General features: G+C 35.7%; 20 protein-coding genes. 15 read left to right on the plus strand and 5 right to left on the minus strand.

The genetic code is table 11. From position 1 onward, the window contains the following. The first annotated feature begins 4 nt into the window (after nt 1-4). From gcvPA to BP17_RS03850, 3 genes are all read left to right on the plus strand, one after another. Nucleotides 5-1,351 (plus strand): aminomethyl-transferring glycine dehydrogenase subunit GcvPA, encoded by a 1,347-nt coding sequence (gcvPA, locus tag BP17_RS03840; RefSeq protein ID WP_035051833.1) that lies wholly within the window; start codon nt 5-7, stop codon nt 1,349-1,351. Next, nucleotides 1,348-2,814, plus strand: coding sequence for an aminomethyl-transferring glycine dehydrogenase subunit GcvPB (gene gcvPB, locus BP17_RS03845; RefSeq protein WP_035051835.1), 1,467 nt, complete (start codon nt 1,348-1,350; stop codon nt 2,812-2,814). Before gcvPA ends, gcvPB begins: the two co-directional genes overlap by 4 nt. An 85-nt stretch (nt 2,815-2,899) precedes the next feature. Further along, the gene (locus BP17_RS03850; protein WP_156955996.1) at nt 2,900-3,232 is read left to right on the plus strand and encodes a DUF6054 family protein; all 333 of its coding nucleotides are present in this window, start codon (nt 2,900-2,902) and stop codon (nt 3,230-3,232) included. Nucleotides 3,233-3,302: 70 nt separating this feature from the next. Here the strand turns inward: BP17_RS03850 and BP17_RS03855 are convergent, their stop codons facing one another. Next, entirely contained in the window at nt 3,303-3,917 is a 615-nt protein-coding gene (locus BP17_RS03855) for a DedA family protein (RefSeq protein WP_035051838.1), read from the minus strand. A 247-nt stretch (nt 3,918-4,164) separates the two neighbouring features. On the opposite strand from BP17_RS03855, the gene BP17_RS03860 reads away from it, so the two are divergent. The 3 genes from BP17_RS03860 (at nt 4,165) to BP17_RS03870 (ending at nt 6,008) form a co-directional block, all read left to right on the plus strand. Then, the gene (locus BP17_RS03860; RefSeq protein WP_035051841.1) at nt 4,165-4,818 is read left to right on the plus strand and encodes a CAP domain-containing protein; all 654 of its coding nucleotides are present in this window, start codon (nt 4,165-4,167) and stop codon (nt 4,816-4,818) included. A gap of 238 nt (nt 4,819-5,056) precedes the next feature. Then, nucleotides 5,057-5,473 (plus strand): DUF4430 domain-containing protein, encoded by a 417-nt coding sequence (locus BP17_RS03865; protein WP_035051844.1) that lies wholly within the window; start codon nt 5,057-5,059, stop codon nt 5,471-5,473. Continuing rightward, entirely contained in the window at nt 5,460-6,008 is a 549-nt protein-coding gene (locus tag BP17_RS03870) for a metal ABC transporter permease (protein WP_051910441.1), read from the plus strand. Before BP17_RS03865 ends, BP17_RS03870 begins: the two co-directional genes overlap by 14 nt. Before the next feature lie 605 nt (nt 6,009-6,613). Here BP17_RS03870 and BP17_RS03875 read toward each other — a convergent pair. Further along, complete coding sequence (locus BP17_RS03875) at nt 6,614-8,137, minus strand: M23 family metallopeptidase (RefSeq protein ID WP_035051847.1); 1,524 nt, start codon at nt 8,135-8,137, stop codon at nt 6,614-6,616. A gap of 323 nt (nt 8,138-8,460) precedes the next feature. On the opposite strand from BP17_RS03875, the gene BP17_RS03880 reads away from it, so the two are divergent. Continuing rightward, the gene (locus tag BP17_RS03880; protein ID WP_035051849.1) at nt 8,461-9,360 is read left to right on the plus strand and encodes an ROK family protein; all 900 of its coding nucleotides are present in this window, start codon (nt 8,461-8,463) and stop codon (nt 9,358-9,360) included. Between the two features lie 146 nt (nt 9,361-9,506). Beyond that, nucleotides 9,507-11,264, plus strand: a complete 1,758-nt coding sequence (locus BP17_RS13730; protein WP_035051851.1) for an ammonium transporter — start codon at nt 9,507-9,509, stop codon at nt 11,262-11,264. A 69-nt stretch (nt 11,265-11,333) separates the two neighbouring features. Here the strand turns inward: BP17_RS13730 and BP17_RS03890 are convergent, their stop codons facing one another. From BP17_RS03890 to BP17_RS03900, 3 genes are read right to left on the minus strand one after another with little or no spacing between them, the layout of a single operon-like run. Continuing rightward, the gene (locus BP17_RS03890; RefSeq protein WP_035051853.1) at nt 11,334-11,936 is read right to left on the minus strand and encodes a hypothetical protein; all 603 of its coding nucleotides are present in this window, start codon (nt 11,934-11,936) and stop codon (nt 11,334-11,336) included. Beyond that, nucleotides 11,936-12,937, minus strand: coding sequence for a flotillin-like protein FloA (gene floA / locus BP17_RS03895; protein ID WP_035051855.1), 1,002 nt, complete (start codon nt 12,935-12,937; stop codon nt 11,936-11,938). Before floA ends, BP17_RS03890 begins: the two co-directional genes overlap by 1 nt. A gap of 2 nt (nt 12,938-12,939) precedes the next feature. Beyond that, nucleotides 12,940-13,548: an NfeD family protein gene (locus BP17_RS03900; RefSeq protein ID WP_232219595.1), complete on the minus strand. Its 609-nt coding sequence runs from the start codon at nt 13,546-13,548 to the stop codon at nt 12,940-12,942. A gap of 637 nt (nt 13,549-14,185) precedes the next feature. Between BP17_RS03900 and glgB the strand changes: the two genes are divergently transcribed. The 7 genes from glgB to BP17_RS03935 all read left to right on the plus strand — a co-directional run bounded on the left by glgB (nt 14,186) and on the right by BP17_RS03935 (nt 26,609). Next, nucleotides 14,186-16,108, plus strand: a complete 1,923-nt coding sequence (gene glgB, locus BP17_RS03905; RefSeq protein WP_051910442.1) for a 1,4-alpha-glucan branching protein GlgB — start codon at nt 14,186-14,188, stop codon at nt 16,106-16,108. A 54-nt stretch (nt 16,109-16,162) separates the two neighbouring features. Then, on the plus strand, nt 16,163-17,311 hold the full coding sequence (locus BP17_RS03910; protein WP_035055094.1) for a glucose-1-phosphate adenylyltransferase: 1,149 nt from the start codon (nt 16,163-16,165) through the stop codon (nt 17,309-17,311). Continuing rightward, on the plus strand, nt 17,301-18,473 hold the full coding sequence (gene glgD / locus BP17_RS03915; RefSeq protein WP_035051860.1) for a glucose-1-phosphate adenylyltransferase subunit GlgD: 1,173 nt from the start codon (nt 17,301-17,303) through the stop codon (nt 18,471-18,473). Before BP17_RS03910 ends, glgD begins: the two co-directional genes overlap by 11 nt. 3 nt (nt 18,474-18,476) lie before the next feature. Continuing rightward, on the plus strand, nt 18,477-19,913 hold the full coding sequence (gene glgA / locus BP17_RS03920; protein WP_035051862.1) for a glycogen synthase GlgA: 1,437 nt from the start codon (nt 18,477-18,479) through the stop codon (nt 19,911-19,913). 120 nt (nt 19,914-20,033) lie between these two features. Beyond that, complete coding sequence (locus BP17_RS03925) at nt 20,034-22,469, plus strand: glycogen/starch/alpha-glucan phosphorylase (protein ID WP_035051863.1); 2,436 nt, start codon at nt 20,034-20,036, stop codon at nt 22,467-22,469. A 44-nt stretch (nt 22,470-22,513) separates the two neighbouring features. Beyond that, nucleotides 22,514-24,373 carry a glycoside hydrolase family 13 protein gene (locus BP17_RS03930; protein ID WP_035051865.1) on the plus strand — a complete coding sequence of 620 codons (1,860 nt, stop codon included), beginning with the start codon at nt 22,514-22,516 and terminating at the stop codon, nt 24,371-24,373. Between the two features lie 958 nt (nt 24,374-25,331). Next, nucleotides 25,332-26,609 (plus strand): NCS2 family permease, encoded by a 1,278-nt coding sequence (locus BP17_RS03935; RefSeq protein WP_035051867.1) that lies wholly within the window; start codon nt 25,332-25,334, stop codon nt 26,607-26,609. The last annotated feature ends 44 nt before the right edge of the window (nt 26,610-26,653 follow it).

Below are 26,653 nucleotides of genomic sequence, written 5' to 3' on the forward strand. Positions count from 1 at the left end.
GCGATTGAACGAATTTAGCTACCTTCCGGATACTGAACAAGACCAAAAAGAGATGCTGGATACTTTGGAGATTGGATCAATTGATAAATTATTTTCAGATATTCCAGCAGAAATCAGGTTAACAGAAGAGTTGTCGATCCCGCAAGCAATGGATGAATCAACTTTAACCAAAAAAATGAGACGATTAGCAGCTAAAAATGCTACAGCTCATAACTATCCGTTGTTTTTAGGAGCAGGAACGTATGACCATTATATTCCAAGCGTGGTTGACCATGTTATTTCGCGTTCCGAATTTTACACAGCTTACACGCCTTATCAGGCTGAAGCTAGTCAAGGAGAGCTTCAAGCATTATTCGAGTTTCAAACGATGGTATGTGAACTGACTGGTATGGATGCAGCAAATTCTTCTCTATATGATGGTTTTACTTCGCTTGGAGAAGCAGCAACTTTAGCTGTTAGAGCAACGAAACGCGCTAAAATCCTGATTTCTAAAGCCGTCCATCCCCAAGGAAGACAAGTACTTCAAACGGTTGCGAACGGTCATGACTACCTAGTTCAAGAGGTGGATTTAAAAAATGACATCACGGATCTAACCTTATTAGCAGAGCAGATAGATCATGAAACAGCGGCTGTTATTATCCAGTACCCTAATTTTTTGGGTTCAGTTGAGGATCTAACAGCCATTAAAGAACGTGCTGCAACTCATAAAGCTTTACTGATTGTGATGGCTAATCCTTTAGCTTTAGCTTTACTAGAGGCACCTGGAAAATTAGGAGCGGATATCGTAGTAGGTGATATGCAACCGATGGGATTGGCAATGAACTTTGGCGGACCGCACTGTGGTTATTTTGCAGTCAAGAAGAAATACATGCGCAAAATTCCAGGGCGTATCGTTGGACAGACAACGGATACAGAAGGTAAGCGAGGTTTTGTCTTGACTCTTCAAGCCAGAGAACAACATATCCGTCGCGAAAAAGCGACTTCTTATATGAGTTCTAATCAGGCTTTAAATGCATTAGCTTCCTCAGTTTTCATGTCTGCTTTAGGTAAAGAAGGCATAAAAAAGATGGCGCAACTCAATATTGAAAAAGCCGATTATATGGCGAGACAATTGGAAAATAAGGGTTTCTCAGTAAAAAATAAAGCCCCGTTTTTCAATGAATTTGTTGTGCAACTTAATAGACCGATAAAAGACATCAATCAATACCTGCTTCAAAAAAACTTTATTGGGGGATTCGATATGGAGCCCGATTATGGCATGGAAAACACTATGCTAATAGCCGTTACAGAACAACGGACAAAAGCAGAAATAGATGACTTTATTGACGTACTGGAGGAAATGTACAAATGACGGAGTACAATGAATTGATTTTTGAAATAAGTCAACCCGGACGTACAGCTTTTAGTCTGCCTGAAAGTGATGTTCCTACAATTGAATTAACAACTAAGTTTCCAAAGCAGTTGATTCGTGAAGAACCAACTGAATTGCCAGAAGTATCCGAACCACAGTTGATGCGTCATTATACGTCTCTATCAACTAAGAATTTTGGTGTGGACAATGGCTTTTATCCATTGGGGTCATGTACGATGAAATACAATCCGAAAATCAACGAGGATGTAGCTCGTTATGCTGGATTTGCAGCGATTCATCCATTCCAACCACTCGAGACAGTTCAAGGAGCTTTTGAATTATTATATGAATTACAAGAAAATCTGCAAGTCATATCAGGAATGGATGCCATTACCTTACAGCCGGCTGCCGGTGCTCAAGGAGAATGGACAGGATTGATGATGATGAAAGCCTATCACACTAAAAATGGTCATGAAGCGGTTAGGACAAAAGTTTTAGTGCCAGATTCTGCTCATGGAACCAATCCAGCTAGTGCTCATGCTGCTGGATTTGATGTGGTCGAGATACCTTCTAATACGAATGGGACTGTAGACTTAGTCGAATTGAAAAAACGAGTCGGCTCTGATACTGCCGGATTGATGTTGACCAATCCGAATACACTAGGTATTTTTGAAAAAGATATCATTGAAATAGCAGAGATCGTTCACCAAGCAGGCGGACTCGTTTATTACGATGGTGCAAATTTGAATGCTATTTTAGGTCAAACAACACCAGGAATGATGGGCTTTGACATTGTTCATTTAAATTTACACAAATCGTTTAGTACCCCACACGGTGGGGGAGGACCCGGTTCTGGTCCAGTAGGTGTTAAAGAATTTTTGATTCCTTATTTGCCCATTCCACGAATTGAAAAACAAGGAGATCAGTACGTTTTAAATACGGACTACCCTGATTCTATTGGCCGAGTAAAAGGGTATTATGGCAACTTTGGTGTCAATGTCCGGGCATACACTTACTTACGAACGATGGGTCCAAAAGGATTACGTCAAGTATCCCAAAGTGCGGTACTGCATGCCAACTATCTACGTAAGAAATTAGAACCGTATTATACTGCCCCTTATACCCAATACAGTAAGCATGAGTTTGTTTTATCTGGTTCAAGACAGAAGAAATTAGGTGTCCCAACAACCGCTATTGCAAAACGAATCCTAGATTTCGGTTATTATGCTCCAACGGTTTATTTTCCGTTGATCGTTGATGAAGCAATCATGATCGAGCCAACAGAAACTGAGACCAAAGAAACGCTAGACGCATTCGCTGATGCATTGATCCAGATAGCAAGGGAAGTAGAAGAGACACCTGAAATGGTTTTAAACGCTCCATATAAAACTACGGTAAGACGCTTGGATGAAGTGAAAGCTGCAAGACAATTGATTGTTAAGTATGAAAAAGAGATAGAGTGAAAAAGCTTCTGTCTCATACATTATTTTGAAACAGAAGTTTTAACACAATGAAGTGAAGTGGAATAGAATTATAGGGGGAGAAAAGGTGATTGAAAAACAAGTTATTTTAAACGGAAATAGTTCTGCTATTCTAGAGCATATCAAAAAAAGGTTAATCCTTGAAAATTATGAACAATCGACTACTTTTGGATTTGAGGTTGAGTATGGAACAGGCTATTTAACCGTTTTTGAAAAAATTTTTTACAGAAATGAGAGTATAACAAGTTTGACTCTACATATCTATCCTTTAGAAAATGAACAAGTAAGGCTGACAACAATCATTTCAGGCATCTCGGCCGGAATAATCAAAGTTGACTGGTTGTGGGTAGGAAAATCAATGGAGAAAACGTTAGACAAAATAATAGAAGAATTTAAATAAGTATCCAAAAGCAAAAAAAGATCTTTTCATCAAGAAAAGGTCTTTTTTGGTTTTTATCGATTTGTTAAAATTATGCTTTATTTTTTTTTCTTTTTTTAATAAACCAAAAGATGAATACAACAATTGCAATAGCCATTAAAGCATAAGCAATATTAGAGTATATATCCATGTAATGAACAATAACTTCCCATTGCGAACCAACAGCAGCCCCTAGGTAAATGAGTACGGTGTTCCAAATAAGAGACCCAATGGTTGTAAAGAATAGGAAAAGGCCAAAATTCATATTTGACATCCCCGCTGGCAGCGAAATCAAACTTCTGATCAAAGGAACAAAACGACAAAAGAACACAGTCCATATGCCATATTTATCAAACCATTTATCTGCTTTATGAATATCATCACGTGTTAATCTTAAGATGTGGCCCCAACGATCAACGATTTTTTCTAAACGTTTCACATCTAACAATAAACCGATTCCGTAAAGAATCATTGCCCCAATCATAGAACCAAGGGTTGAAGCTAAAATAACACCCCAAATAGTTAAATTCGTACTGGTCGTCATAAAACCACCAAAGGTTAAAATAATTTCTGAAGGAATAGGAGGAAATAGATTTTCTACCATAATAAGTAAGAATACACCTATATATCCAAATTGTTCCATGATGCCTTGAATCCAAGCTTCCATAAAAGTCTCCTTATAATTTTTTTATAGTATCTGATATTACTATACACGATAATTGACCAGTTTTGATTCTAAAGACTTATTTTATAGAAAAAATAATAATTTCTTAACTATACCTAATAAACAAGGAATAGCAAGCTGAAAATTAAAAATAGAACAATTGTTTTCTTCTTGGCTTATATGTGTGGTCACTAATTTTTGGTATACTACCTTTAGTAAGACAGATAGTATACAAGAAAGGTTTGATGGGATGAGAAAATTTTTCTCATATAGTCTGCTGTTGCTGATATTGATTGGTTTTGGCTACTGGCTTGGAAGTTCAACTATTCTAGAAGGAACAAAAATCGGAGATACGATTTCTCAAGTCGTGGATAAATTGCCAAGCAACCAAATAGTAATGGTAAATGAAGTTCCGAATAGTAGTGAACAAGAACAATCAACAAGTGCAAACTCAGCAAGTACCAGTGCGAATAATCCAACGGACACATATGAAATTGATGTTGCAGTTGTAGAAAATCGAGTTTTAGAGCTATTAAATAATTTGAGAGTAGAAGTAGGTGTTTCACCTGTAACTACTAATGATCAATTAAGAAATGCAGCTAATATTCGAGCAATTGAAACTGAAGAATCTTTTTCTCATACTCGCCCGGATGGCAGAGCTACTTTTACAGTTTTAGAAGAATCTGGTGTGGAGTATTCCTATCAATTAGTAGGAGAGAACCTAGCCATGGGAACTAACTATCTAGCTGAAAAAGAAATGGCTGAATGGTTGTTTAAGGGATTAAAAGAGAGTCCAGGTCATTATGAAAATATGGTGAATAAGGATTTTGAAGAAGTGGGTATTGGCGTTCATTATAATGGGGAAAATCTTTATATCGTCCAGATGTTTGGCACACCATTATAAACAAGCTCATGAGCAAGATGTAGACCAAATAGTCGAATAAGCAAAAAATAGAATTGAGTCAATTGACTCAATTTTTTTATTTTCACTACAACATGTTGTGGTTGAAAAACAAAACGAACTGGTATATAGTGGTTTAAGGAATAAGAGTTTTTAGTTAGAAAATTATGTTTGTGCAATTTTTATTTACATAGAAATAGCAAAGATCATAAAAAGATTAATAGATGGAGGAATAAACAAAATGAAAATTTTTAAATTTGGACTGATTTTATTTACAACTTTTAGCTTGGCAGCTTGTGGAAATATAGGTACACAAGAAGAAGCATCTTCAGCAATAAGCAGCAGCTCAGTTGAAAGTCAAACAAAAGAAACACTCTCTATTGTGATTTCGTTAGAACAAGATGGGGAGAAAGTTGAGGACACAACAAAAGAGCTAGAAGTAGAAGAAGGTACTACGGTGTTAGATTCGTTAAAAGAACAATATGAAGTTATAGAAAACGATGGTTATGTCGTTTCTATTGAAGAGATGGAGATTGATGAAAAACTAGGGAAATATTGGATGTATGAAGTAAACAATGAAGAAGCAGCGGTAGGCGCAGCTGACTATGAATTGAAAGATGGAGATCAAGTAAACTGGTTTCTAAATGCTTTGCAATAAAATGATTGGAAAATTATCCATCCAAAGAATAACTTTGCTCGCCTTTATGACAGCACTTTGCCAAGTCAGTCGTCAATTGCTGCAATTTTTACCGAACATCCAACCTGTGACCGTTATTTTAATTATCTTAACGCTAACCCTTGGTATGATGGATGGGTTGATTGTAGCTACCTTGTCGATTATTCTGTCTAATGTAACGCTCGGAATGGGTGTATGGACGATTGCTCAAATTGTTTCGTTCTGGGGAGTCATTTTAATTACGGGATTGATCATCAAACCCTTGTTTAATAAAATTCCCTTTGGCTTTATGCTTTTATATGCTGGATTCACAGGATATTTATACGGCTTTTTAATTTCTCTGATCCAAGCTCCGTTTTTTGGGATTGCCAATTTCTGGGTTTATTATGCTTCGGGAATTCCTTTTGATACACTACATGCAGCAGGAAATGTTGGTTTTTATCTGATATTAGCGCCAATTTTATTTCCTCTGTTAAGAAAGTTCATTAGTAGGTATTATGATAAATGGGAGCTATAATTTTTAGTTTTGATAAATTAATTGAACGAGGGCTAGTTCGAGTAACTGAGACTTCGATGTGCATATGAGTAGTGGGAACGAAGGTTAGTTCGAGCAACTGAGACTTCGATATGCATGTGAGTAGCGCGAACGAGGGCTAGTTCGAGTAAATGAAAACCCAATTTGAATATGAGTAGCGCGAACGAAGACTAGTTCGAGTAACTGAGCCTTCGATTTGCATATGAGTAGTGGGAACGAAGACTAGTTCGAGCAACTGAGCCTTCGATTTGCATATGAGTAGCGCGAACGAGGGCTAGTTCAAGTAACTGAGACCCCGATTTGCATATGAGTAGTGGGAACGAGGGCTAGTTCGAGTAACTGAGCCTTCGATGTGTATATGAGTAGTGGGAACGAAGGTTAGTTCGAGCAACTGAGATGCCAATTTGCATTTGAGTAACTCAAAATAGTGGACTATTTTATTTGATTCATTAGGTTGCACTCGTTGTTCGATTCTGATTTTAATCACATCCTAATTTCATCTGTCAAAAGATTTATGAATAAACCTAAAAAAACAGCTCATTCACTTTTAAATGAATGAGCTGTTTTTTTTGATTACGTTTTATATTTTATAAATAAGATGCAGGGTTAACGCGACTTCCGTTTTTGTACATTTCAAAGTGTAAGTGTACGCCAGTAGAAGAACCAGTTGTTCCCATTGTACCGATTTGTTGTCCTTGAGAAACTTGTTGTCCCGGAGAAACAAGTAAGCTTCCGGAAACCATATGAGCATAAAGTGTTTGCATACCATTGCCATGGTCGATTTTCACATAATAACCCCATGATGAATGGTATCCAGCAATGACAACTGTGCCACCCTTAGAAGCAACGATTGGTCCGCCGCCACCAAAATCAGTACCGCCATGTAGTTTATAAACGCCCGTTATAGGATGTACACGATAACCGTATTCTGAAGTCATGTAACCACCACTAGGTCGAATAAAATTAGAACTAGATGATGGAGCAGCTTCTGGTTTTGGTGTAGCTGCCGGTTGTTTTGCCGGAACAGAACTGCTTGGTTTAGCAGAGCTTGTAGAATTACTTGATGAACTAGTAGACTTGTTAGAGCTGGTTGATTTCTTAGCAGAAGAGCTGGCGCTGGCAATTGCCGCTTTTTGTTCAGCCGCTTCTTCAGCTGATTTTTTAGCAGTCGCTGCTTGAGCAGCTGCTTGTTTAGTGAGTTCTTCTTGCTCAGCTTTTTCTTGAGATTCTATAGCAGCCAATCTAGCCTCTTCAGCTGCAGCAGCTTTAGCCGCTTCTTCAGCCGCAGCTTCGGCTGCTTGTTGAATGGCTAATTGTCTAGCTTGTTCTTCTTCAATGATACGTTGACGTTCTATTTGCATATCTTCTGATAGTGTACTTGTTTGAGTAGCAATTACTTGTTGTTCTTTAACAAATGTATTTTTTTCATCTTCGGTCATATCATATTGAATAGCAACTTGAACGATTTTATCATCCATTTCAGCTTTTTGAGCAACTAAATTATTTTTTGATAGTTCAATAGCATTTTTTGTTTCTTCAATAGCAACTTTTTCAGCGTTCGCTTTTACTTCATTAGTTTTTAACGTAGCCTGATCAGCTGCTTGTGCAGTAACAATATCTTTGTTGGCAGTAACCAATTGGTTGACGATACCTATGCGGCCTACTAAGTCTGTAAAACTTTCAGCAGCTATAAGAAGACCTATCATATTAGAAGTGCTGCCATCAGTTTGTACAGAACGAGCTTGATTTTCAAGCTTACCTGTTCGTAGATCAATTAATTTTTTTAAATCTTCAATTTCTTTTTTTAATTGATCAACTTTTGCTTTAGACGCTTCTAATTTTTGTTCTTGATCATGTAATTTTAATACTGTTTCATCAATTTGCGATTGTAGGCTAGTAATATCGGCCTCTAGAGATTCTTTTTCTGATTCTAAATTAGTTAAAGTGCTATCTTGTTCTTCAATTTTATTATTAAGCTCTGATGACTGTGAGTCGAGTTCGTTTTTTTGTTGTTCCATTTCTTCCAAAGTATCAGCTTGAGCGATAGTTGGTAAAAACGGACTAGCAAATATCATCGTAGCCATAATTCCTGTCAATATTTTCTTTTTCAATTGTTTACCCCCATAAAATTACCTTGCTTTTTGCTTACCTGAAAAGTATATCATAGTTAAGAAGCATTTATAATGTTAGTTGTGTGACAAAAAGAAAGATTTGTATTACATAACCTTTGTTTGATGAAACAAATGAGTCAATGACAGTCTAGTATTTTAGTGTGGTTAAATCAGGTGGCTCACATACTTTTACTTCGAGTCTGTTTTTTTAGAGCAATACTTTTTGTTAGATAACTGTTAATGTAAACGTTCTATTCACTAAGCAATAGTGGTAAACTAAGTCTAATGAATAAACGGTTTTATATATGAGGGAGGGAAGAATAATGGTTTACTTAGGTATTGATATTGGAGGAACAGAAACAAATTATGGATTGATTAATGATCAAGGCGAGTTAGGGACCATAAAAACTAGAAAAACACCAATGGAGTCTTTAACATGTTTTCTAGATATGATGGGAGATATCTATGATGAATATGCTCATCAGATAGAAGGGATGGCTATCAGTATGCCTGGCATTATTCATTCCAAAACAGGCTATGCGGTCCACGGTGGATCTTTAAAGTACATTAAAAAAATGAATATGGTCGAAATGTTGGAAACAAGATGTCAAACAACTATTCATGTAGAAAATGATGGAAAGGCTGCTACGCTTGGCGAATTATGGAAAGGGAATTTAAGAAATATCCAACATGGCATCATGCTCAATCTAGGAACCGGCATTGGCGGAGGAATAGTTGTAAATGGAGAATTACTTAAAGGACAACATTATTCAGCAGGAGAATTTTCTTTTATTAAAACAAATGTTGCTAAAAGTAAGGATACTGATTATATGTTTGGATTTCAAAATGGAATAAAAAGGTTGTTTCAAAAACTAGCTATTCAATGTGAAATTCCGGTAGAGTCTGTCGATGGGTACAAAATGTACGAATTAATTGAAGCAGGCAATAAAAAAGCTGCAAATTGTTTAAATGATTATTGCTACACATTAGCCATTCAATTGTTTAATCTGCAAACGATTTTAGATTCAGAAAGAGTGATTATTAGTGGTGGAATCAGCGGAAATCCATTATTGGTTCAACTAATCAAAGAGAATGTAAAAAAAGTATATGAAGAAGAATTAGGAGAAGGGGTTTTTGTAATACCAACTATTATGGAAAGTAAATTTGGAAACAACGGAAATATCATTGGAGCATTGTATAATTACAAACTAAATGAAGAATAAAACAGAAGCCCTGCCAATCAATGTCAGAAAATGTAACATGGATTGATAGGTTTTTTGTTTTATTTTTGCTTTTTTGAGTAAATTACTTGTTTGACTCTTTTTTTAATGTTAGATTTTATAACATAATAAAAAAAGGGGGCAACAATATGTTTTCATCAGTAGATACATTATGGGTAATCGTTGGAACTGTTTTAGTCTTTTTTATGCAAGCTGGTTTTGCAATGGTCGAGACAGGATTCACTAGAGCAAAAAATGCAGGCAATATCATTATGAAGAATTTAATGGACTTTGTACTCGGTTCTTTAATGTATTGGATCATTGGATTTGGGGTCATGTTTGGTCCAAGTATAGCAGGTTTGATTGGAACGCCTGATTTGTTTGTACAAGGGAATTACGATACAACTATTCCAGGATATGTATTCTTGATGTTCCAAACGGTTTTTGCAGCAACGGCAGCAACGATTGTCTCTGGGGCAATGGCGGAAAGAACAAAATTTAGTGCGTACTTAGTTTATACCTTGATTATATCTACTGTCGTTTATCCTATTTCTGGACATTGGATTTGGGGCGGAGGATGGTTAGCTCAATTAGGCTTTATCGATTTTGCTGGTTCAACAGCTGTCCATATGGTTGGAGGAGTAACGGCACTAATTGGAGCGAAGATTGTTGGAGCAAGAATTGGAAAATACGATGAAGAAGGAAAAGTAAAAGCAATCCCAGGTCATAGTTTAACTTTAGGAGCACTAGGGGTTTTCATTCTTTGGTTTGCTTGGTTTGGATTTAATGGAGCCTCAACGATTTCAGCAACAGGAGATGAATCATTGACTCTTATTGGAACGATTCTTTTAAATACGAATTTATCAGCAGCGACGGCTACATTGGTGGCGATGATAATAACGTGGGTGAAATATGGCAAACCAGATATTTCGATGACACTAAACGGCTCATTAGCTGGCTTAGTTGGAATTACTGCAGGTTGTGCAATTGTTTCACCATTTGGAGCCGTAGCTATTGGAGCTCTTTCTGCTGTTGCTTTAGTTTATGGAATCGAATTTGTTGAAAAGAAAGCTAAAATTGATGATCCTGTTGGAGCCTTTGGGGTTCATGGAATCTCTGGAGCTTTGGGAACCATTTTAGTCGGAGTCTTTGCAACTGACGGAGGGTTACTTTATGGTGGTGGGTTTAATCTCTTAGGAATTCAAGCTTTAGGCGTGGGTTCGGTAGCCGCTTGGGTAGCTGTAACTATGATTATTACTTTTAAACTGGTTGATAAAACGATTGGATTACGGGTAACTCCAGAAGAAGAAATTGTTGGTATGGATATTTCCGAACATGGTTTAGAATCAAGTTATGGTGATTTTGTTACCGTTCCTTTTGGTCAAAAACCTGTATTCCAAGGGGTTAAATTTGGCAATCAAGAACCTAGTTTAGCTTTTGCTGGTATAGATGCTATTCCTATTAACGATCAAACGGTTGAAGTGCAACAGCAACCGGCTTATGCTAAGTCATCTGATTCAATTAAAGGAAAAGAAGATACCACATTAATGAAAGTAGATATTATAACGAATGAGACTAAATTTGAAGATTTGAAAAAAGCTTTAAATACGATTGGCGTCACAGGCATGACAGTGACAAAAGTACAAGGGTACGGCGTGCAAAAGGGACATACCGCTTATTATAGAGGAGTGGAAATAGAAGCCGATCTATTGCCAAAAATACGATTAGAAATAGTTGTGAGTAAAATTCCAGTCTCTTTAGTTATCGAAACAGCTAGAAAAGCCTTGTATACTGGAAAAGTTGGGGATGGAAAGATTTTTGTTTACAATGTTGAAGATGTTGTTCGAGTCAGTTCTGGGGTTCAAGGATTTGAGGCACTAGAATACGAAGAGGAGAAGAAAAAATAAAAAGTTTATATGTATATAAAAACCATCAAGAAAGTTCCAGTTAAGGAACTTTCTTGATGGTTTTTTGGTTTATCTAAATTTTTTCAAACTACGAGGTTCATCTAAAATCTGTTTGTAAATCATCCCTTTTACAAAATCTCTTTGGTTTTGATTTTTTTTAGACCTAGACTGATCAGCCATTTTGTTTTTAGACGTAACTTTTTCAATTGGAACTAAAGTAGTTAAATCGGTTCGTCCAAAGGATGTTTGACTGGTATCCTGTTTGAAATTATTTTCACGAAAATTTGTTGATCTTGAAGAAGAAGAGCGAGCAGTATCTGATCGTTTTTTTAGATCTTGCTGCAATTCTACAGCTCTTTTATTTGTAGCTTCTTGCTGTACACGACTGGACGTTTGAGTTGAACGTGTCTGTTGATTTCTTTTTTGTGAAGCACCAACAGTTGAGTTCTTTCCTGATCTTTGTCTAGTATTTTCATTAGCGTAAAAAGCATCTTTTAAAGAAACCGGATCTTCACTTTTTGAATCCGAACTTCGAGAAAATCGGCTTTGATTATTGACTGAAGGAGACGGACTAACAACTAATGAAAGGAAGAAGCGATAAATAGCTGCGACAATAGAAAAGAATGTAGTCCCTACAGCGAACAAAGTAATAAGGCCTAATATTGAATCCATTATTGATCACTTTCTCTCTCTGTAGAACCGGAAATAGAGTTTCTCATTTTAGTATCGGCATTAATATTTTTCATGTTGTAATAATCCATAACACCTATATTACCAGATCTGAATGCTTCAGCTAAGGCTAAAGGTACTTCAGCTTCAGCTTCAACAACGCGAGCACGCATTTTTTGAACTTCAGCTATCATTTCTTGTTCTTGTGCAATCGCCATTGAGCGTCTTTCTTCAGCTTTTGCTTGTGCAATATTTTTGTCTGCTTGAGCTTGCTCCATTTGTAAGCTGGCACCAATATTACGGCCAACATCGATATCAGCGATATCAATTGAAAGAATTTCAAATGCAGTACCAGAATCTAGTCCTTTTCTTAAAACCGTTTTTGAGATAGAATCCGGATTTTCTAACACATCTGTATGTTTTGCTGCACTACCAACAGTTGTTACGATTCCTTCACCAACACGAGCAATAATCGTTTCTTCACCAGCTCCACCAACTAAGCGTTCGATATTTGCACGAACGGTTACTTTAGCACGCGCTTTAACTTCGATACCATTCATTGCCATAGCAGCAATGACAGGTGTTTCAATCACTTTAGGGTTAACACTGACTTGAACAGCTTCAAAAACGTTTCTTCCTGCTAAATCAATTGCAGCAGCTTGTTTGAAAATTAAATCAATATTTGCACGTTGTGCGGCAATCAAAGCATTAATAACTTGATTGATGTCACCACCGGCTAAATAATGGGCTTCTAATTCGTTGATATCAATATCTAAACCAGCTTTTGTTGCTTTGATCAGCGGGCGGATGATATCTTGTGGAGCTACACGTCTTAGTCGCATTCCAACAAGTGTCCCTATGCTGACTTTAACACCTGAGAAATAAGCTGTTACCCATAATCCAACGGGTACAAAACGGAAAAATAAGCTAATGACAATGATAACGATAATGGCTATGAATAGAAATCCTATCCAGTCTGTTGTGTTTTCAGTATTTGGGAACATATTTAATCCACTCTCCTAACAATAATTTTATATCCTTCTACTTTTGTTACTACCACTAAAACATTAGTATCTATATGTTCACCAGTGCTGAGAACATCTAGTTCTGAATCTTCAAACCGTACTTTTCCAGACGGTCTAAGAGGTGTGGTCGTTGATCCAGTTTTTCCTAAATAACTAGAAGCATCAGTGTTGCTTGAAAAACCACTTTTTTTGTCCAAATTATTTTTTAAGACAATTTTTTCTAAATGAGCTAGCGAGTAGCCTCTTCGTACTAACATGATGACCAAAAATGAAGAAGCCACCACGGCGATGCTTAGATCACGCAATGTTGACGCAAAATCATTGTTGGTTAAATAAACGCCACCAATAATTAAGAAAAAACCGATGATGCCTGCTACGCCAAAGTCTGGTATAAAAACTTCGAAAATGAGCAAACAAATTCCTATAACAAAAATAATAATTGGAACCCAATTCTCGAGACTGTTCATATAAAAATAACCTCCAAAACTTGCTAATGCCAAAAGTCCTCCAATAGTAGATTGAGGCGTTAGTGCGGCTATCACTATGCCAATAAAACCAACCGTTAATAATAGAATTTCCAATATATTCACCTCCTTAATATAAGTTTCTTTGTTTATATAAACTAAGGATAAGTTTATCTTAGCTACCTCTATTTTACCATTTATGAGACCAATACGCACATCTAAGTCGAAAATTACTAGCTTTTTTAGTAATTTAACAAAAAATTTAGAATGCATAAAAAAATAAATTTAAACTGATTGTTCTGAATCTATCTAATTTTTTGTGAATTGAACAGTATTTGGTCAGCAATTAGGCAAGTACTAATTTTTTTGTCAACCTACTAGTAATGTTGTCCTGAAATTTAGCTAGCGAACAATTTATGCTGGTTTTAGTTTGATTTAGCAAATGTGATATTGATTGCTTAGTGCATTGAAATAGCTAACAAAGAAATTTAATTGATGAAAAATAGGCAATCTTTTAGTTTAATCCAAGTAAATATTCTATGACTTTTATCTGGGATTTTTTATTTTTATGACTATATCACTGCATACAAGTAAACGTTTTCGCACTTTGATGGTATACTGAAAATATAATAGCTTAACGTAAAAAATTTCAAAAAACTAAAAATTTAGGTCGATTATTAAACGATTACGATGTAAAATGAGAATAAGATGATAAAATAACAGTTTTTTTTTAAAAGAATAACTTTAGTTGGGAGTGACTCAAGTGACGAATAATTCGGTAGACGAAGAAATAAAAAATAATCTTGAAAAAGAGTTGTATTTATTTAATACAGGAGAACATTTTGATAGTTACCTGACTATGGGATGCAAACAAGAGAATTATGAAGGAAAAGTTGGTTTTCGATTTACTGTGTGGGCTCCTAATGCAAAAAGTGTTAGCTTAGTAGGAGATTTTTCAGATTGGCATGTAGGCATTGAAATGGAAAGAATAGGTGAGACAGGTTGCTGGACAGTCTTTAGTGAGCTGGCTATGGAAAGACAATGCTATAAGTACCGGATAGAACAACCTGATGGGACGGTAAAATTGAAAATCGATCCTTATGCGCTTGAATTCGAAGTGAGGCCAAAGGATGCTTCAATTGTAAAAAAACTGCCTGAAAAGAAATGGAAAGATGGTTTATGGACAGCAAATAAAAAACGGTTCTCTATCTATGAACGACCGTTAAATATTTATGAAGTACACCTCAGTTCATGGAAACATCATGAAGATGATACATGGTACACCATTCCTGAACTACAAAATGAATTGATTCCTTATGTAAAAAAGATGGGTTATACACATATTGAATTTATGCCCCTGATGGAACACCCCTTAGATGCGTCTTGGGGATATCAACTGACAGGCTATTATGCGTTATCTTCAAAATTTGGCACGATGGAAGAGTTTCAAAATTTTGTAGAAGCTGCTCATCTTGCAAATATTGGAGTGCTGATGGACTGGGTTCCAGGTCATTTTAATCGCAATGATTATGGTATGGTTTATTTTGATGGAACACCACAATATGAATATCTAGATAAGAACAAAGCTGAAAATAATCGATGGGGCACAATGAACTTTGATTTAGGAAAAAATCAGGTTCAAAGCTTTTTGATTTCTAACGCTTTTTATTGGATCGAACAATTCCATTTAGATGGTTTAAGAGTCGATGCTGTATCAAGCATGCTATATCTAGATTATGATATTGGTGAGTGGATACCTAATGAAGATGGAAGTAATCACAACAAAGTAGGCGTTGAATTTATAAAAAAATTGAACCAAAAGGTATTTGAACGGCATCCGAACTTATTAATGATTGCTGAGGAAAGTACAGCATGGTCAAAAGTCACAAAGCCTGTTCACATGGGCGGATTAGGCTTTAATTATAAATGGAATATGGGTTGGATGAATGACACATTGAAATTTTTTGAAATGGACCCCTTATTCCGTAAAGATAATTTTAACTTAATCACCTTTTCATTTATGTATACCTTCAATGAAAATTTTATTTTGCCCTTTTCTCATGATGAAGTTGTTCATGGAAAGAAATCATTGATGCATAAAATGCCAGGTGATCGCTACAACCAATTTGCAAGTTTACGGACATTAGAAGCTTACATGATGGTTCATCCGGGTAAGAAGTTGAATTTCATGGGCAACGATTTTGGTCAATTTCTAGAATGGCGTATCCATGAAGGCTTAGAATGGCAAAATTTGGATGATGAAATGAATGCCAAGCACTTACACTTTATGGAGTCTTTAAATCAATTATATAAAATGGAGCGAGCTTTATGGGAAATAGATCATCAAGCAGAGGGCATTCAAATTTTTGCTGTTGATAATGATGAGACCATTTTATCGTTCATTCGTAAGGGGAAAAAACCGCGTGACTTTGTGATCGTCATTTGTAATTTTGTTCCAGTTGAACGTAAAAATTATAAAGTCGGAGTGCCCTTTGAAGGTCTATATGAAGAATGTTTAAACACTGAGATGAGTGAGTACGGTGGGGTCTGGACGAAAGATCAAGGTCCGTTAAAGACAGTGAAAGAAACCACTGACCAACAAGACCACACGATTGAGTTAATTATACCAGCAATGAGCGTTTTGATTTTAAGGCCAAAAAGAATTTTTGGAGTACCAAAAAATTAAATGATAAAAAGGAGGGTAGAGGAAGGATGGCAAGAATATCTTTCCGATAGTACAATGAAAAAAACAGAGACATTAGCTATGATTTTAGCAGGAGGACAAGGAACAAGGCTTGGAAAGTTGACCAGAGATATAGCTAAACCAGCTGTCCCCTTTGGTGGAAAGTATCGAATCATTGATTTTGCTTTAAGTAATTGTGCGAATTCTGGTATCAAAAATGTTGGTGTGGTGACTCAGTATCAGCCACTTGAATTAAATACGCATGTCGGTAATGGAGAGAGCTGGGGGTTAAATACGCATGATGGTGGTGCGACTATTCTCCAACCTTATTCAAGCGTCGATGGTGAAAAATGGTTTAATGGGACAGCACATGCGATTTATCAAAATATTGATTTTATTAGTCGTTATAATCCTGAGTATCTTTTAGTGCTTTCTGGAGACCATATTTATAAAATGGACTATCAAGATATGATTGAATTTCATAAAGAAAAAAAGGCGGCTTTAACAGTAGGTGTTATTCCAGTTCCTATCGAAGAAGCTCCACGTTTTGGAATCATGAATACAGATCAGACAGATCGAATCATTGAATTTGAAGAAAAGCCAACTGAACCTAAAAGTAATTTAGCTTCAATGGGTATTTACATTTTTGATTGGCCTATGCTGAAAAATTATCTTATTGACAACCATGCTAAAAATCGGACAATGGAAGATTTCGGAAAAGATGTTATTCCAGCTTATTTGCGAAATAGTGAAAATGTATTTGCTTATGCATTCAAAGACTATTGGAAAGACGTTGGAACGATTGAAAGTCTTTGGGAAGCGAATATGGAATTTTTAGATCCAAATCATGCCTTGAATATAAGAGACTCTTCATGGAGGATTTATACACGAAATTCTTCTGCTCCACCACAATTTTTGACTAAAACATCAAAAGTTGCAGATTCGATGGTTGCAGATGGTTGTTATATTGCAGGTGAAGTCAACCATTCAATTTTATCACCTAATGTTAAAATCGGGAAAAATTCTACGGTCAAAGATAGTTTGATTATGGCTAATGTAATAATAGGAGAGAATGTAACTATCAATTGTGCCATTATCGGCGAAAATGCACGAATCCATGATGGAGCACAACTCAATGGAGACGAAAAAAATATTACGGTTGTCGGCTATGCAGAAGAGGTAGGAGGGTTAAAAGATGAAGACTAATGAACAGTTATGCGCAGTTGTGAATCTAGATGAATCAGAATCAAAATTAATGCCCTTAACAAAAAGAAGAGCAGTTGCAGCATTGCCATTTGGCTCACGGTATAGGCTGATTGATTTTCCTCTTTCCAGTTTGTATAGTGCAGAAGTCAATTCAGTTGCATTATTCGTAAGAGGTAGTGCCAGAGCATTACTGGATCATGTAAGAAGCGGATACCCTTGGGGAATGGAGTCGACTGTTGGTGGTGGTTTATTCATTCACTCAGGAGCTGAATTCAAAGAAGCTTTAGAAAAATTAGAATCAGACCAAATCAGTAGTTATTATCAAGATCAAATTGATTTTGTTCAACAGTCTAAAAAAGGATATGTCATTGTTATGGGCAGTAAAATGCTTTGTAATGTAGATATAAAGGCTGTTTTAAGAAGCCATATCGCAAACAAAGCGGATATTACTGTGGTCTATAAAAATGTTTCAAGAGAATTTTGCTTACCGAATTCAATTGATAATTGTTTATCCTTTGAAATAGAAGGAGAAAGTAAATTAGTTGATTTACTTCCTGCAAGCGAACTTCCAAAAGAAGCGACAAAAGTGGCTATCGGAATGGGCATTGCGATTATGAAAAAGGATAAATTTATCGAATTAACAACTGAAGCAGCAAATAACAGAATAAAAGGGGATATTAACGTTTTAATTAAACACAGTTTGAAAAAAAATATTGTACATGGCTATGAGTATACGGGCTATTTGAAACATATTGAAACCATTTCAAGTTATTATGAAGCAAATATGGATCTACTTGATGAAGATAATTACAATGCATTATTTTATCGTAGCCAGCCGGTTATTACAAAAGTGAAAAATGGCGCACCAACGTATTATTCAAAAGAAGCAGACATTACTAATTCACAGTTTGCCAGCGATTGTGTAATAGATGGCATAGTTGAGGATTCCATTGTTTTCCGTAAAGTTACAATTGAGAAAACAGCAATCGTCAGACATTCCTTGATTATGCAAGGCAGTAAAATTGCTGAGGGAGCAGAATTAGATTACGTTATTTTAGATAAGGGTGTTAAAATTGGTCCAGGAGTTAAATTAAAGGGGACTAAAGAAAATCCATTAGTCGTTGAAAAAAATCGTGAAATCACTGTTGAAAAGGGGATTTGAAAAATGAAAGTATTATTTGCTGCGGCGGAATGTGCCCCTTTCTTTAAGACCGGCGGATTAGGTGATGTCGCAGGTGCGTTGCCAAAAGAGCTGAAAAATCAAGGCATAGATGTACGTGTGGTATTGCCTTTATATAGCACGATGCCTCAAAAATACAAAGATCAATTAGAAGATGTCGTTCAGTTTGAAGTAAAAGTTGGTTGGAGAAGCCAATATTGCGGCATTAAAAAATTGGAAAAAGATGAGGTTGTCTATTATTTTGTTGATAACCTTTATTACTTTGATCGTCCAAGTATTTATGGTTTTGAAGATGATGGCGAACGGTTTGCCTTTTTCTCACAAGCCATTTGTGAAATGCTAGAAAAAATAGCCTTTATTCCAGATGTATTGCATGTAAATGATTGGCATACTTCCATTATTCCAGTCTTGCTAAAAGATAAATACCAATGGATAAAAAATTATCAATCAATCAAAACAATTTTAACGATCCATAATCTACAATTTCAAGGAATCTATGATCAAGTCGTATTGTCTGATTTATATGGCATTGGGTACAATACCTTTCATGAACATGGGTTGAAATATTATGATCAGATCAACTGTTTGAAAGGTGGTATCTTTTACGCAGATCAAATCACTACGGTCAGTCCAACGTATGCGCAAGAAATACAGACGCCTCAATTTGGTGAAAATCTAGATGGTGTATTACGATACAACAACTATAAATTAAAAGGTATTTTAAATGGAATCGATTATGAGGTCTTTGATCCTGAAACAGATGATGTCATTCCAGCACATTTTTCTGCTGAAAAATTAGCAGGAAAAACACTTAACAAAATAGCTTTGCAAGAACGTGTGGGCTTGCCTGTAAATAAAGATATAGCTTTAATGTCTATGGTTAGTCGTTTAACTACTCAAAAGGGCTGCGATTTATTAAGAGAGCAACTAGAAGAATTAATGCACCGAAACATTCAAATTCTGATTTTAGGTACAGGAGAAAAAGAATACGAAGATAGTTTCAATTACTTTAATTGGAAATACCCAGAAAAATTTAAAATAATTGTTGATTTTGATGTAGCTTTGGCGCAACACATTTATGCTGGAAGTGATTTATTCATCATGCCTTCAGTGTTTGAACCTTGCGGACTTTCTCAATTGAACTCGCTTCGCTATGGTACATTACCAATCGTTCATGAAACAGGCGGATTAAAAGATACAGTACAACCGTTCAATCCTCTTACAGGTAAAGGGACAGGATTCAGTTTTTATGATTTTCGTTCAGCTGTTATGGTTGAGACGATTGATCGTGCTTTGACTGTTTACTATGATGAACCCAAAATATGGGGTTCATTGATAAAGCAAGCTATGGCACAAGATTTTAGCTGGAAGAAGTCAACTAAGGAATATAGACAAATCTATACAGCAGTACTTAAGGCGTAATGGAGAACTTCAACGGGCACATAATAATAGGCAACTATTCTTATTTTGTTTGTTGGAGTTTCTTTAATCTTATTGATGTAAATGCTTTTAATCTAAATCAAAGAAGACGGGGAGAAAAACATGACATTAACAACTAAACTATTTAAACAAGAATTCGAGAAGACCTTTGAAGGACTACATGCTTCAAATATAAAAGAATCTTCTTCAGCGCAGCAATATACTGCTTTAGCGAATTTTATAAAAGTCTATTCTTCTGATAATTGGAACCAAACAAATCAGTTGTATAAAGACGAGCAATTTAAGCAAGTATACTATTTTTCAATGGAATTTTTACCCGGGCGTATGCTGAAAAGCAATTTATTGAATCTAGGTATTTTGGATATTGTTCGAGCAGGAATCGCTGAAATGGGTTTAGATTTTGAGGCAATCGTAAAATCAGAAGTAGATCCTGCTTTAGGAAACGGTGGTTTAGGCCGGTTAGCTTCTTGTTTTATGGATTCAATAGCATCTCTTGGTATTCCTGGAAACGGAAATGGCATACGCTACCGTTATGGATTATTTCAGCAAAAATTTGTAGACGGATACCAAGTTGAATTGCCGGATAACTGGTTGCGTAACGGCAATATTTGGGAAGTTAGAAAAGAAAATAAAGCCGTTATGGTCCGCTTTGGCGGTGAAGTTTACTTAAAAGAAGACGGAGGAAATAAGCTGCGTCCTATTTATTCGAATACTCAAAATATACTTGCTGTACCTTATGATACAGGAATGATTGGTTACGAGAATGACGTTGTCAATACTTTGCGCTTATGGTCAGCAGAAATTCCTCCTGAAGAAGAAATAAACTTCAAAACAAGTGCTGAACGAGCAGTCGTTAACCAAATTACGGAAGTACTTTATCCAGATGATTCTAATTATGAAGGACAGCTTCTTCGATTGCGACAAGAGTATTTCTTTACATCTGCAGGGATTCAAAGTATTATCCGCTTTTTCAAAAGGCAACAACTGCCGTGGAGTGAGTTTCCAAATAAAATTGCAATTCATGTAAATGATACACACCCGGCTTTATGTGTTCCTGAATTGATGCGTATTTTACTAGATGAAGAAGGAATGAGTTGGGAAAAAGCTTGGGACATAACGAAGAAATCGATTAGTTATACTAATCACACCATTATGCAAGAAGCGATGGAAAAATGGCCGGTTCATATGGTGCAAGAATTAATTCCACGTATTTATCAAATTATTGAAGCCATCAATCAAAGGCATATAGATAAAAAAATTCCTTTGTATGGAGAAGAATTAACCTATAGAACAACTATTATTTCAGACGGTAATATTAAAATGGCTAACTTAGCTATTATCGGGAGCCACAGTGTAAATGGCGTTGCTCAGTTGCATACAGATATCTTAAAAGAGGAAATCCTGCGTGATTTTTATGAAATGTATCCATCTAAATTCAATAATAAAACAAATGGAATTACCCAACGACGCTGGTTGCATTTAGCTAATGAAAAGCTGACACAGTTGATCGACGATAAAATCGGAAAAGAATGGAAAACAAATCCAGCAGAACTTAGACAGTTTAAAGCTTACTCAAAAGACAAAAAAACATTAAAACAATTATCCGACATCAAGTTGGAAAATAAAAAAAGATTCGCAGCATATGTGAAAGAAAAACATTCTATTGAACTTGATCCGACAGCTTTGTTTGATGTACAAATCAAAAGATTGCATGCTTATAAGCGTCAATTGCTAAATGCCTTGCATATCTTGGACCGGTATTTGAAAATTAAAAATGATCCTAAACTCGATTTGCAACCAAGAGTCTTTATTTTTGGCGCAAAAGCAGCACCTAGTTATATTTATGCAAAACAAATCATAAAATTTATCAATGCACTGGCTAAATTAGTAAATAATGATCCAGATGTAGGAGATAAAATGAAAGTTGTTTTTATCGAAAATTACGGTGTTTCATTGGCAGAGTTGATCATCCCAGCTGCAGATATCAGTGAACAGATATCATTAGCAGGTAAAGAAGCTTCTGGAACAAGCAATATGAAATTGATGCTGAATGGTGCTTTAACTATGGCAACTTTAGACGGTGCCAATATTGAAATTAAGGATCTAGTGGGAGAAGACAATATTTTCTTATTTGGGTTGACGAATGATGAAGTAAACCGCATGAATAGAGAAGGTCATTATTCTTCTAAAGCAGTTTTAGAAAATAATCCGCGTTTGAATAAGGTGTTGGAGTGTTTGGTAGATGGGACTGTCCCAGATATTGTCGAAGAAGGCAGAGTGATCTATGATTCATTAGTCCAGTACAACGATGAATACTATGTCTTACAAGATTTTGAAAGTTTTGTTGCAGCACAAGAAAGAGCAGATACGTTGTATCAAAATCAAGAATTATGGAACCAAAAGGCATTAATCAACATTGCAAGTTCAGGTCCATTTTCAGCCGACTTTACAATCATGCGCTATGCCGATGAAATATGGAATGTTAAAGAAAGAACAATTAATAAAAAAGTTTTTTTAAAAGGAAACCAACCATTATAAAGTTAAAAGAGAAGTTGTAACTATAATAGAATTGAGGAAACAAAATGACTGAAGCAATTTATTATAATTCTTGGCTAACAAAATACAAAAAACCGTTTGGAGCAGTACCGGTTAATGAAGAAGTAACCTTTACCCTTACTTGCGAATGTCCGGTTGTTGAACCAGTTTGCTTGTTCGTACAAAAAGATTTTGGAGATACATTTGAAGTCAAGATGCGCTCAGATGGAAATCATCAATACCAAGTAACGATTCAATTAACAGAAGGGCAAGGATTGTATTATTATTATTTTAAGCTAGCACTTAAAAAAGAAGATCAAACTAAAATCGTTTATTATGGAAATAATAAACGATTTAAAGGTGGAGAAGGGCAAGTTTACGAAAATGAACATCAGGTAAAGTCTTATCAATTAACCAGTTATTTGTATGAAGACCCTTCACCTAAATGGTATCGTGAAGGAATAGCTTATCATATTTTTGTTGATCGTTTTAATAACGGGAATGCAGATGGAACGGTATCGAATCCTAAAAAGAATTCGTTTCTTTATGGCAGTCAAGAAGATTTGCCGATGTATATCAAGAATAAAGATGGGGAAATCGTTCGTTGGGAATTCTATGGAGGAAACTTAAAAGGAATCATTCAAAAGTTGCCTTATCTAAATACACTGGGCATAACCATTCTATACCTGAGTCCCATATTTGAAGCGCGCAGCAATCACAAGTACGATACAGGTGATTTTATGAAAATCGATCTCATGTTTGGGGATGAAGAGATATTTAAAGAACTGATTCAAAAATCAAAGGAACTTGGTATGCACATTCTTTTGGATGGCGTATTTAACCATTCTGGTGCAGATAGCCGTTATTTTAATTTATTTGAAACGTATGAGGGAAAAGGTGCCTATCAATCTAGGGATAGTGTCTATGCTAATTGGTACACATTTAAGAAGTTTCCAGATCATTTTGAGTCATGGTGGGGCGTCAAAGATTTGCCAAAGCTAGATACTCAACACCCGGAGGTCCAATCGTTTATTTATGAAGGTAAAAATAGTGTTATACGAAAGTGGTCAACGTTAGGAATAGGTGGATGGCGTCTAGATGTAGCAGATGAGTTATCGGATAAGGTATTAAAAGGCATCCGATCAGTATTAGATGAAACTGCGCCAAATTCTGTATTAATTGGAGAAGTATGGGAAGATGTCTCGAATAAAATTGCGTACAATAAGCGTCGACATTATAGTGAAGGCGGCATGTTGCATGGAGCGATGAATTACCCTTTTCGTGAAATTATTTTAGGTCTGCTCAAAAACAAAACCACTCCAAAAGAAGCGGCTGAACAATGGATGAATTTAAAAGAAAATTATCCGACAGAAGTATTCAAAAGTAATTTCAATAATATAGGAACACACGATACCAAACGGATTTTAACGGAATTGGATCGTAATACATCAAAATTAAAACAAGCGATGGCCTTATTATTTGTCCTACCTGGAGTCCCGAGTCTTTATTATGGCGATGAAGTGGGTGTAGAAGGAAATGAAGATCCTGATAATCGTAGGATGTATCCATGGGGAAGAGAAAATAAGGAAATTCAACTATTTGTAAAAAAGATAAGTGCTATCCGAAATAAAGAAGCTAGCTTAAAAGAGGGTGATTTTTACCCTTTTTCACAAGGTGAACTAATGGGGATTATTAGATTGATAAGTAAGGAAGACTTTGTAGTAATTCTTTTCAATACTGCTAATAAGAAAACTCGGTTAGAAACTTCAGCTATTCCAGAACAGTATGATTTTGATGTTTTCTCTTTTTTAAATGAAAATCAACTAAATCATATTCAAATAGAAGGGGATGGCATTGTTATTTTAAAAAAAGAGCCGAATCAAGAAATAACAATCAGTACTATTTAGAAAAATTAGTTCTACATCAAATGATGTGATGTTTCAAATAGAGTAACTTGGACTTTAAGTGATTACAATGAGTTCTTTCAAGCTACAAGAAACGTTATTCTTCAAGAAATTTCAGATATCAGATAAATAATGCAACGAATCTAGCAACATTAAAATAGCGATTTATAATGTGTCAAAAAAGCAAAAAAGTCAGAATTTATCATTCTGGCTTTTTTTAATTTTACTTTATTTAATAGTAGAAAAGTTGTACATAAGAAAATAAAGTTGCTTAGCAAAAAGTTTTATTATCCTAAACAATTTCTTCTGGAATAACGGTTTTGCTTGTGGAGAGCTATGAGAACACCTGGAGCTTGAATCCAATGCATGACTATAAGCAAGTCTATTCCGCCAGAAATTAAGAGTCGAGTAGTCACAACGAGCGTTAGTTCGAGTAACTCAAAGTTGATTTTCCGTTCGAGTAGCTGCAACAAGCGCTAGTTCGAGTAACTCAAAGTTGATTTTTCATTCGAGTAGCAACAACAAGCGCTAGTTCGAGTAGCTCAAAGTTGATTTTTCATTCGAGTAGCCACAACGAGCGCTAGTTCGAGTAGCCACAACAAGCGCTAGTTCGAGTAGCTCAAAGTTGATTTTCCATTCGAGTAGCTGCAACGAGCCTTAATTAGAGTGATTTCAAAATGGAGGATCATTTTATTCATTAGGTCGTTTTTTTGTTCGATAGTCTTTTTATTATCCCTACCTTTAACGTTTAGCCCAAAAATCCTGATAAAAAGTGTTGCTTTTAATTCTACCAAGGAGAGTATGAAATCCATGACTTTTGATACCATAGATGGTATAATTAAATGTTGGGGCGTGTAAAGAAAAAAACTTTCTTTTTTGCTATGCAAGCTTTATAAAGAGTGCAAGCCCATGTCTCCAGATTACTTGTGTCTAAAAAACACATCGAAAAGGAGAAGATAATTTGAATTATTTTAAATTGAAAGAAAAACAAACAAGCGTTAAACAAGAGATGATAGCGGGTGCTACATCATTTTTCGCGTTGTCTTATATCATCGTCGTTAATCCTTTAATATTAGCAGATGCAGGCATTCCTGCCGAACTAAGTGTTTTTAGTACGATTATTGTTTCAGCTATCGGAAGTATAGTGATGGGATTGTGGGGGAAAGCGCCTATAGTTCTAGTGCCAGGTATGGGAATAAACGCATTCTTTACGTATACAATCGTTGATTCATTAGGACTTTCATGGCAGCAAGCATTAGCAGTGATCTTTGTCTCAGGATTGATTTTTACTGGTGTTGCCTATACTTCTATCAGTAAATTATTAGCAGCGGCTATTCCAGATTCTTTGAAACATGGAATAACAGCCGGAATTGGTCTTTTTTTAGTTGTGATTGGGCTAGAAAATGGTGGCATTATTGTTGATGGAGGAGCAAGTTCATTTATCATGTTAGGAGATTTAACTCAGCCGCTTGTATTATTAGCAGTTATTGGGATTTTACTATCGGGTGTGCTTTATTTAAGAAATATACCTGGCAGTTTTTTTATTGGAATTGTAGTTATTACGATTATTTCATTGATAACTGGTATTCATAAAGCCAGTGCTTCTTCATTCTCATTGAGTAATCTTTCTGAATTTCCAGCACTTATAGGGGCTTTTGATTTTTCAATGCTCTTTAGCATACCTTTTTTACTAGCGGTGTTCTCATTGACGATGATTTTGATTTTTGAAGCAATTGGTCTTTTTGAAGGTATGTTGGAAGATAAGACTCGTTTTACAAGTGCGTTTAAAGTTAGCGGGATAATGACTTTGGTATCTGGTTTGTTGGGAACAAGTCCAACCGTAGCAGCAGCTGAAAGTGCATCTGGTATAAAAGCTGGAGGGAAGACAGGACTTACTGCTGTGACAGCGGGGGTATTATTTTTACTTTCATTACTATTCACACCACTGTTAACTTATATTCCTAATGCAGCATTAGCACCTGTTATTGTTATTACTGGTGCAATCATGATGGAGAATTTAAAACACATTCCTTTTGATGATTTTAGCGAATGGTTTCCGGCCTTTTTGATTATAGTGATGATTCCTTTAACGTCAAGTATCGTTGATGGGTTAGCCTTTGGTTTTATAGCCTACCCTATTTTTAAATTAGCAAAAGGCGAATTTTTTAAAGTGAAAAAAGCCATGCATGTAGTCTCATTTCTTTTCTTGCTTACAATGATTGCTATTGCAATCATTTAATAAAGGAAGAAAGTTCTTTTACTTGAATACTGCGTAATAAACAA

Source organism: Carnobacterium pleistocenium FTR1 (assembly GCF_000744285.1).
Classification (GTDB): domain Bacteria; phylum Bacillota; class Bacilli; order Lactobacillales; family Carnobacteriaceae; genus Carnobacterium_B; species Carnobacterium_B pleistocenium.